Genomic DNA, 8,422 nt, shown 5'->3' with positions numbered 1-8,422 from the left:
CACTTATATGAACGCGCCCCGGTTTGCTAGGTAAATGTCACGCGATGCTCGATCAGGGTTGGTTGCAGACTTATATCCGGCCTRGTGCAGGCCAAGCCTGCGACCCCGATGGAATTCGCCAAGAGCGGCCACCAGTGGCGCTCCACTGGCAGGGCGATCATAGCCGGGGGGGGGGCATTGCATTACTCAAAACCAGAAGTCATTTACCGGTCTGGCCTGAAATTCTGAACGGGGATCTGCGGACCGGTCGCACACATTGGACGACCGAAGCCATCACCCTGAGCTTCAATCAGTGCGACCAAGTCCGCCCCAGGAAACAATCTGACTCATCTCATCCAAGAATGCACGCTTGCGCGTGCGTTTCGCCGACAAGGTCAACCCTGGTTCCCGGGCCCACGTTCGTCGAACGTCCACCGATGATCCGGTTGAGGTCGACGAGGAGCCCAGGATCACAGGCGATACGCGTCAACCATCCCCCACCGATTCAATCGCGCACGCGAGCCTGGCCACCGCGGGCGCGATCTCCTCTTCACTGACCCCGCCGTAACCCAGCACCAGGCCGTTCTGCGCGCGCAGCGGATTGGCAAAGTAGGAAGACAGCGAGCGCGCCACGATCCCGTGGGCCAGCGCGGCGCGGGATACCTGATGATCGCTGGCACGGCGCAGCAGGACGGTCAGGTGCAGCCCGGTATCGGTGCCGACGATGTCGATCTCGCCGCCTAGCTGGCGCTGCAATTCCTGCGTCAGAAGGACCTGGCGCTCGCCATAGATCTTCCGCATACGTCGGATATGGGCTGCGTAGTGTCCGTCCGAAATGAAGTTCGCCAGGGCGTTCTGTATCTGCAATTGCCCGCCGCGATACAACTCGGAATGCGCTACGGCGAAGGCATCCACAAGCGCCGGCGGCAGGATCAGGAAGCCGAGCCGCAGGCCGGGGTACAGCACCTTGGAGAAGCTGCCGATGTAGACCGTATTGCGATGCGGGTCCAGGCCCTGCAGCGACGGCAAAGGGGCACCGTGGTAGCGGAATTCGCTGTCATAGTCGTCTTCGATGATCCAGGCGCTGTGCCGATGCGCCAACTCCGTCAGCAGGCGGCGCCGCGCGAGGCTCATCACCACGCCGCTGGGGTATTGGTGTGACGGCGTCACGAAGATGAGCCTGGGTCCGGTCTCGGGCGCAACGGGGGGCTGCATGCCCTGCGCGTCCACCGGCACCGCCTCCACCTTCAGCCCCGCCGCGCGGAACACGCTGCGCGCGCCCCAGTAACCGGGGTCTTCGACCCACACCACGTCGCCGGGGTCGCCAAGCAGGCGGGCACAGAGATCGATCGCCTGGTGACTGCCCTGCGTCACGACGATCTGTTCGGGCAGGCAGTCGACGCCGCGCGCCAGGGCCAGGTACTCCGCAAGCGCACGTTTGAGCGGCGGGCAGCCATGCCGGGTGCCGTAGCCCAGTTGCTCCTGGGAAGCCGTTTTCCAGACCTGGGTGATGATCCGCTGCCATATCGCGCGCGGGAATTGCCTGACGTCCGGAATGCCGAGCACAAACGAGCCCACCTGCCGGTCCGACGCGCCGGCGCCGTCAAGCAACTCACGGCCTCGCGCCGATAAGCGAGACGCCTCGCGCACTGCTGCGACCTCCTCCGCCTGGCTTACGCCGGACCCGCAATCACGCAGGACAGGATCGGGAGGGGCATCGCCAACATACGTTCCGCTACCGCCGTGCGTGAGCGTATAGCCCTCATCGGTGAGGCGCTCATACGCATACAGGACAGTGTTGCGGGCAATGTTCAGCCCCTTGGCAACCTCGCGTGTCGGTGGCAAGCGTGTACCGGCGGACAACTGTCCGGCCAGGATCGCGCCGCGGATGTCATCGAACAACTGCCGGTTCAGGGGAAGCCCCGATCGATCGGGTTGACTCCAGTGACTGCGCCCGAGAAGCCAGTCGATTAGTGGCGTCTCTTTCAAGGTCCTTGCTCCCTCTACGCTGCTTACCAGGATGCCCCGGCACAGGCTGTCCTTCGCATTCGGCGTCGCGTGCCAGCGGTACCGGCGGCTCACGGCACGCTGTAACGTCTAATACATAGACATGGGCCACGGTGAGACAAACATGACATTGACAGACAATACACGGCACATCTCCCTGGCGAAACCAAGGGTTTACGCGCAATCGGTCCGGAATGTCGCGAGTGCTATTCTCCGTTTTATGCCACGAACTGTAATGCTCATTACTTTCAGGCTGGCATTCCTTTTATGATCCACTCCCGGAGAGAGCGTGGCCAAGTTATCCATCAGAGACACGCTGGCAGACCGGGCTTCCGGCTTTACCGCGTCCGAGCTGAAGGTGGCGGAAACGCTGCTCGCCAGCTATCCGAGCGCCGCGCTGACCTCCATCTCCAACCTTGCGGCGCAAGCGGGGGTCAGCGACCCGACGGTGTACCGGCTGGTCGTGAAGCTCGGGTTCGATGGCTACCCGGCGTTCCAGCGGGCGCTGCTGGCGGAGGTGGATGAGGCGATGAATTCACCGCTTTCGCGGCTGGGAGCCAGCACGCACGGTGGGCCGGGGGAAGACTTCCAGAAGCCCCTGCTGGCAAGCCTGGCGATGTCCGTCAGCCGGGTGGCGCACTGCGCTTCGCCGGAAGACTTCGATACCGCCGTCGATCTGCTTGGCGAGCCGCGATCATCCGTGTTCTGCACCGGCGGGCGATCCAGTGCATTCCTCGCGGCGCGCTTCACGTCTCTCCTGACGCATGTRCGGCCCAAGGTCCGCCATATCGAGCCGGCTTTGGAGCGGGCGAACGAGGTGCTGGTCGACATCGGCCCCGACGATGTCCTCGTCGTCTACGACTATCGCCGATACCAGAAAACCGTCATCGACTTTGCCGCCGCCGCGCAACGTCTCGGCGCGAAGATCATCCTCTTCACCGATGAATGGAAGTCGCCGATCGCTGGCTTCTCCGCGGCCACGCTCACCAGCTTTGTCCGGACGGACTCGCCGTTCGATACCAAGGTACCTGCGCTGGCGCAAACCGAGACGCTGATCGCCGCGCTCATTGCCCGCTTTCCCGAAGAAACAAGGCAGCGGTTCGAATCCATCGAGGCCATCAGGAAATCCGCCAGGCCAGACAGCGTCGGTAACGGGCTCGATGCATCCTCATCCGGCCGCGCGACAGCCTGACCGGCCACCTGGCAGGACGCAAGAAGGCGGTTCCATCAACTATTCCGGATTGGCTCTTATTCGCGCGCCGGATCTTCCTTATGCTAGGCAGGCATTGAACCTGCCCCTCCCCGGCACTGCCACAGGGAGAACAAGCGCAGCTTCAAACAGAATGGAGACCACGTCGCCCCCATGACCAACGCGCGTCTTGTGCGAACTCGCGACATGATCTGAACGCCAATCCGGAAACAAACGACTTGCCATGCCAGTCATCGCCAACCATGTGCTTCGCAGCTACCCGCTGATCATCAAAGAGTCGCAACCCATGCCGGCCCCCCAGGCCTCCGCGCTCCCGAGTCCCCCGTTCGACCCTTTCGACTGCGGCACCAGTGCAGACGAAGAGGAGCTGAAGGCGGTCGCCGTGCTGGGATACAACTGAGTATCCCGGCCAGTCGTTCATTCATGCCGCAATTCAGTATTCCCGCAGTTCAGTCGTTCAGTAGTTGATTAACCGTTTGACCAGAATGAGCCAAGCATTCAAGCAATTCAACGAGGAGAAAATCATGTCGAATACCGGGAACGCCCTGCGCGAAGTGGATAGCCTGCTGGTACCCACCACCAACGCCGCGAGCGGGCCGGCGGAGGAAGTGCCTGGCAAGGTGCAGGCGCGCCTGAAGAAGGCAAAGAAGAAGATGGCGGACGTGCAATACGTCGTGGTCGAAAAAAGCCGCCACACGGCGCGCCTGGCGGACGATTATGTGCATGAACGTCCCTGGACATCGATCGGTGTCGCAGCCGCCGTCGGCTTGTTGATCGGCTGGCTGATCGATAGAAAATAAATCCCCGGCGCCACGCGCCAACGAAACCCTCGGGCCGGACTGCGGATTTCACCGGCAGTCCGGCCAACGAGCATTGCCTGCTGCCATAGAGAGCCAGAAGAATCATGAAGCATTCCGTCCGTCTCACCACCATCGGCGCCCTGCTGCTCGCCGCCAGCCTGACCACCGGCGCCGCCCATGCGCAGCTTGCCCCGCCCGCCGCCGCGCCGCCGCAGGCGAGCGCCCCCAGCGAAGCCCGCAAGGCCAATATCGTCATCATCGGCACCGGCGGCACCATTGCCGGCGCCGGCGCTGCCGCCACCAATACCGCGGCCTACCAGTCGGCCGTGGTGCCGGTGGACAAGATCATCGCCTCGGTCCCGGAAATCTCGAAGGTCGCCAACGTCAAGGGCGAGCAGGTCTTCCAGATCGGCTCGGAGAGCTTCAATAACGAGCGCCTGCTGAAGCTGGGCAAGCGCGTTTCGGAACTGCTCAAGCAGCCCGACGTGGACGGCATCGTGATCACCCACGGCACCGATACCATTGAGGAAACCGCCTACTTCCTCAACCTGACGCTGAAGAGCGACAAGCCGGTGGTGGTGGTGGGATCGATGCGCCCTGGCACTGCCCTGGGCGCGGACGGCGCGCTCAACCTGTACGACGCCGTGCTCGTGGCCTCCAGCCCCGAATCCAAGGGCAAGGGCACGCTGGTGGTGCTGAACTCTATGCCGCCACCGGCAACGGCAGCGTGGGCGACTACATGGTCGAGCCGCTCAAGGCGGCACGCGCCAAGGGCGTGCAGATCGTGCGCGCCTCGCGCACCGGCAGCGGCGCGGTGATCCGCAACGCCGAGCAGCCGGACGACAAGTACGACTGGCTGGTGACCGACGACCAATTGCCGCAAAAGGCGCGCATCCTGATGGCGCTGGCGCTGACAAAGACCAACGACAGCAAGGAACTGCAGAAGATCTTGTGGAAGTATTGAGCGTATTGAGCACGGCTTCCACGGCTTGCTGAAGGTCCCGCGCGGCATGACCGCGCCTCCTGAATGGCAGTCCGGTCGCGCAGCGACCGGACTGCCATTTTCCATTCTTCCATTCTGGCCTTGCCCCCTGCCTTGCAGGCGGTTGGCTGCGCCGAAGTCCTTCACGCTTGAACTATCACACGCCTGCGGGACGGCGCCGGTTTTTCGTGGGTGGCAAAAATTTGGCCGTTAATTGCACTAATGGGCTAAACCGCTTGTGATGGCACCTTGGCGGCAGGCGAATCCACAGGCACCAGGATCACCTCGCCCGAAGCCACCAGGCGAAGCTCTCCGTCCTGCTCCGCGAACACATCCGCCCGCGCGAACACCTGCCGCTTGCCCGCCCTGGCCACGGTAGCGCGCGCCACGAAGGCCTGCCCCACGGCAGGCGCCATGCAGTTGGGTTTAAAAATGCCGGCGGCGCCGGCAACGACTGCTACATCGCGCGGAAGGTCGCGTTGGCCCGGGCACAAGCCACGCCATCGGCCGTGACGAAGGCTTGCGCAAAGCACAGGGTGCCGCCAACCTTGGTAAAGGATGTCTCGAACAGCAGCCACTGCCCGATCCTGGCCACGCTGAGGAAATCGATCGAAAGATTCACGGTGACAAGACTGCGCGGCTCGGCGAACTGCATCCCGCACGACAGGCCCATGGCGTTGTCGGCCAGGGCAGTGATCAGCCCGCCGTGGGCAAAGCCCCGCGCGTTGGCTCTGCGGCTGGCAGGGCGCGCTGATTCTCGCCAAGGTGGCGCGCAGCGGCCAGCCGATCCGGCGGGCCGCGGAAGAACTGGCGCGGCAACTAGATGCGGAGCCGCGGGATGCAGGCAGCGGGCAAGCTGGCTGATCGCTGCCAGCCTGCGCAGCCGTTCAGATCAGAACAAGGCGCTGCTCATCAGGGCCTTGGCTACCAGTTCGGCCTGGTCCGCCCTTTCCGCGTAGACAGCGACCTCGGTCACCACCTGGCGGCGCCCTCGCCTCACCACGGTCGCGACGGCGCGCAGGTCAGCCCCGCCGGCCGCTTCGAGATACTGGATATTCAGCGAACTGGTCGCGCCGCCGCGCATGCTGTCGGCATCGACACCGGAAGCTGCCGCGGCGGCACCCGCCACATCGATCAGGGTCGCGATCACGCCGCCATGCACGATCTCGCCCACCGTCACGTTGCCGGCCTTGAAGGGCAAGAGCAATTCAACGTGGTCGGATGTCAACACATCCAGCACGATGCCAACGGCACGCGCCACCGGCGAGCCCATCAGCACCTGCTCGACGTAGTGGCGGATGCGCGGATCGACGCAAGGCGTGGCGGCGGCGCTTGCTGCGCTGGACAAGGCGGGAATCAGGGACAGCATCATGGGCTCCTGCTGAAGCGGGTCGGGACACGTACAGCCTAGGCGCGGCGGCGGCGACGCTCAATTACCTTGACGGTAATCGGCAATGGGCAAGCGGCCGCAACGGCGCCGCGCCCTGCGAACCATCCCTTCGCCGGTGCCGGCGCGGCCAGCCGTTTATAATGTCCGCCCATCCCGCCCGCCTTTCCGCCGCATGCCTTCAAACCCGCAAGACGCCAGCCAGCTCGCCCCGCAATCCAGTGGGCAGCCGGAGTCACAGTCCAGTTCCCCGCGCGGCGACGAAGGACTGTTCGACCGGCCGGACAGCCCTTGCATCGGCATCTGCTCGACCTTGTTCGATGAGATCTGCCAGGGCTGCGGCCGCACCGCCATGGAGGTCAGCAACTGGGTCTTCCTGGACGACACGGAAAAACAGGCGGTGTGGGAACGCATCACGCGCGAAGCAACGGCAAAGCGCTTCCGCCAGGGCTGATCTCCCGCACTCGGCCGGCACGGCGCCGGCCCGCATTCAACCGCCCGCCAGGCGACCCTCCATATCTTCCACTTCGCGCGCTCCAGGCGCTGGCGCGCGAGCTTGCGCCAGCTCTCGGCCAGTGCCGGCAATGCCGCCATCGCGGCCAGTGCGCCGGTATCCAGCCGATCCACATACAGCACATGCAGCAATCTGCGCAGGCTCCAGTCGGGACAAGGCCGTTCCACCAGCACAAGGTTGTCGCCAGGGATCAACTCACCCTCTTCCAGCACCCTGTAGTACCAGCCGGTGCGCAGGCTTTGCTGGACCGCGCGCGCCATGCCCGCATGCCCGAAACGGTGATTCAGCTTCCAGCAGGGCTGGCGAGCCTGGGAGACTTCGACCAGCGCCCGTCCAAGGCGGAAACGATCGCCAATGCAGACATCGGCTTCGGTCAGTCCGGCACTACTCACGTTCTCGCCAAACGCGCCGGGCCGCGCCAGCACCTCGGCGGCCTGCGTGGAATGCGCGGCCAGTTCCTGGCGCCAGGCCGGGTAGTGGTCGAAGGCGTAATGGTGAACGGCCTTTTCCGGACCGCCATGGTGCCTGGGGTCGCCCTGCTCGTCCCCGGCCAGGCCCAGTGCCGTGACGCGCACAGCAGACCCGACCGGCTGCTTGTCCATGCCGCTGGGCACGCCTTTCGGCCCGAAGGGGCGCACCGCGCCCAGCAGTACGCAGTCGACTCGCGTTGTCAGCAGGGGCATGCTGGCCGCCGCTTGCGCATTGCCCTGCTGGTCCGAGACGGGCGTCACAAGCCCGCCTCATCCAGCCACCGGTCAAACATGCGCCGGCCCGCCGCAGCCACCCGGTCGCCGATCTCTGCCGTGCGCGCCCGGATCACGCGCGGATCGATGCCGGCCTTGCCGAGTTCCACGGTGTGCCCAACCAGCCAGCCTTCCAGCTCGCCGGGCCTCACCTCGGGATGGAACTGCAGGGCCAGCACATGCTGGCCGATGGCATAGGCCTGGTGCACTACCGCCGGAGTCGAGGCCAGCAACCGGGCGCCCGCGGGCAGGTCAAAAGTATCGCCGTGCCAGTGCAGCACATGCCAGTCGGCGGCCTCCAGCTCGGCCAGTGGCGAATCCCGGCCCGCCGGCGTGGGCTGGACCGGCGCCCAGCCGATCTCGCGCGTGCCCGGATAGACGCGCGCACCGGCCGCGCGCGCAATCAACTGCGCGCCCAGGCAGACGCCGATCATCGGCGCGCCGGCATCCAGCCGGGCCCGGATGATGTCGATCTGCCCGTCCAGCCAGGGATAGGCCTCGTTCTCGTACACGCCGATGGGGCCGCCCAGCACCACCAGCAGATCGGCTGGCTGCTCCCTGATGACGCTCAGGTCGTCGATGCCCGCGCGCAGCACGCGCAGGGTATGCCCGCGCTCGCGCAAGGCGTCGCCCAGCACGCCGGCGTCTTCGAACGCAACGTGCTGGATCACATGGGTGGTCAGGGCTCTGGTGGTAGTGGACATGGCGGCGGGCATCCCGTTGGATCGACGCAAAGCACCGATATTAGCGGCATACGACCGGCGCTGCATGCGCCATGTGCAGCACGCCCCGCGTGGATC

General features: G+C 65.0%; 9 protein-coding genes and 2 pseudogenes. 5 read left to right on the top strand and 6 right to left on the bottom strand.

The annotated features are described in order from the left end of the window. Positions 1 to 465: 465 nt before the first annotated feature. A complete protein-coding gene (gene pdxR / locus AC1DKD_RS10415; protein ID WP_441637426.1) occupies positions 466 to 1,968 on the bottom strand; it encodes a MocR-like pyridoxine biosynthesis transcription factor PdxR in 1,503 nt (500 codons plus the stop codon). A gap of 307 nt (positions 1,969 to 2,275) precedes the next feature. On the opposite strand from pdxR, the gene AC1DKD_RS10410 reads away from it, so the two are divergent. From AC1DKD_RS10410 to AC1DKD_RS10395, 4 genes and pseudogenes are all read left to right on the top strand, one after another. Next, a complete protein-coding gene (locus AC1DKD_RS10410; protein ID WP_477112181.1) occupies positions 2,276 to 3,178 on the top strand; it encodes a MurR/RpiR family transcriptional regulator in 903 nt (300 codons plus the stop codon). A gap of 241 nt (positions 3,179 to 3,419) precedes the next feature. Beyond that, positions 3,420 to 3,596, top strand: coding sequence for a hypothetical protein (locus AC1DKD_RS10405; protein ID WP_441637423.1), 177 nt, complete (start codon positions 3,420 to 3,422; stop codon positions 3,594 to 3,596). A 124-nt stretch (positions 3,597 to 3,720) separates the two neighbouring features. Further along, positions 3,721 to 3,996 carry an ElaB/YgaM/YqjD family protein gene (locus AC1DKD_RS10400; protein WP_441637421.1) on the top strand — a complete coding sequence of 92 codons (276 nt, stop codon included), beginning with the start codon at positions 3,721 to 3,723 and terminating at the stop codon, positions 3,994 to 3,996. 104 nt (positions 3,997 to 4,100) lie between these two features. Further along, a pseudogene (locus tag AC1DKD_RS10395) lies at positions 4,101 to 4,960 on the top strand (asparaginase). Between the two features lie 245 nt (positions 4,961 to 5,205). On the opposite strand, the gene AC1DKD_RS10390 reads toward AC1DKD_RS10395, so the two are convergent. From AC1DKD_RS10390 to AC1DKD_RS10380, 3 genes are read right to left on the bottom strand one after another with little or no spacing between them, the layout of a single operon-like run. Next, positions 5,206 to 5,394, bottom strand: coding sequence for a hotdog family protein (locus AC1DKD_RS10390; RefSeq protein ID WP_477143251.1), 189 nt, complete (start codon positions 5,392 to 5,394; stop codon positions 5,206 to 5,208). A gap of 41 nt (positions 5,395 to 5,435) precedes the next feature. Continuing rightward, positions 5,436 to 5,822: a PaaI family thioesterase gene (locus AC1DKD_RS10385; protein WP_441632503.1), complete on the bottom strand. Its 387-nt coding sequence runs from the start codon at positions 5,820 to 5,822 to the stop codon at positions 5,436 to 5,438. A gap of 48 nt (positions 5,823 to 5,870) precedes the next feature. After that, positions 5,871 to 6,347 carry a PaaI family thioesterase gene (locus AC1DKD_RS10380; RefSeq protein ID WP_441632501.1) on the bottom strand — a complete coding sequence of 159 codons (477 nt, stop codon included), beginning with the start codon at positions 6,345 to 6,347 and terminating at the stop codon, positions 5,871 to 5,873. A gap of 286 nt (positions 6,348 to 6,633) precedes the next feature. Here AC1DKD_RS10380 and AC1DKD_RS10375 point away from each other — a divergent pair, with 286 nt between their 5' ends. Continuing rightward, positions 6,634 to 6,819, top strand: coding sequence for a DUF1289 domain-containing protein (locus tag AC1DKD_RS10375; protein ID WP_045238471.1), 186 nt, complete (start codon positions 6,634 to 6,636; stop codon positions 6,817 to 6,819). A gap of 36 nt (positions 6,820 to 6,855) precedes the next feature. Here the strand turns inward: AC1DKD_RS10375 and AC1DKD_RS10370 are convergent. Next, positions 6,856 to 7,562: pseudogene (locus AC1DKD_RS10370) on the bottom strand (MOSC domain-containing protein). Between the two features lie 44 nt (positions 7,563 to 7,606). After that, complete coding sequence (locus tag AC1DKD_RS10365) at positions 7,607 to 8,326, bottom strand: glutamine amidotransferase (RefSeq protein ID WP_441632495.1); 720 nt, start codon at positions 8,324 to 8,326, stop codon at positions 7,607 to 7,609. Between the last annotated feature and the right edge of the window lie 96 nt (positions 8,327 to 8,422).

It is taken from the genome of Cupriavidus sp. 05T313, from assembly GCF_056396665.1.
Note: the sequence above shows the minus strand (reverse complement) of the source record. Positions and strands in the feature narration are given on the sequence as shown.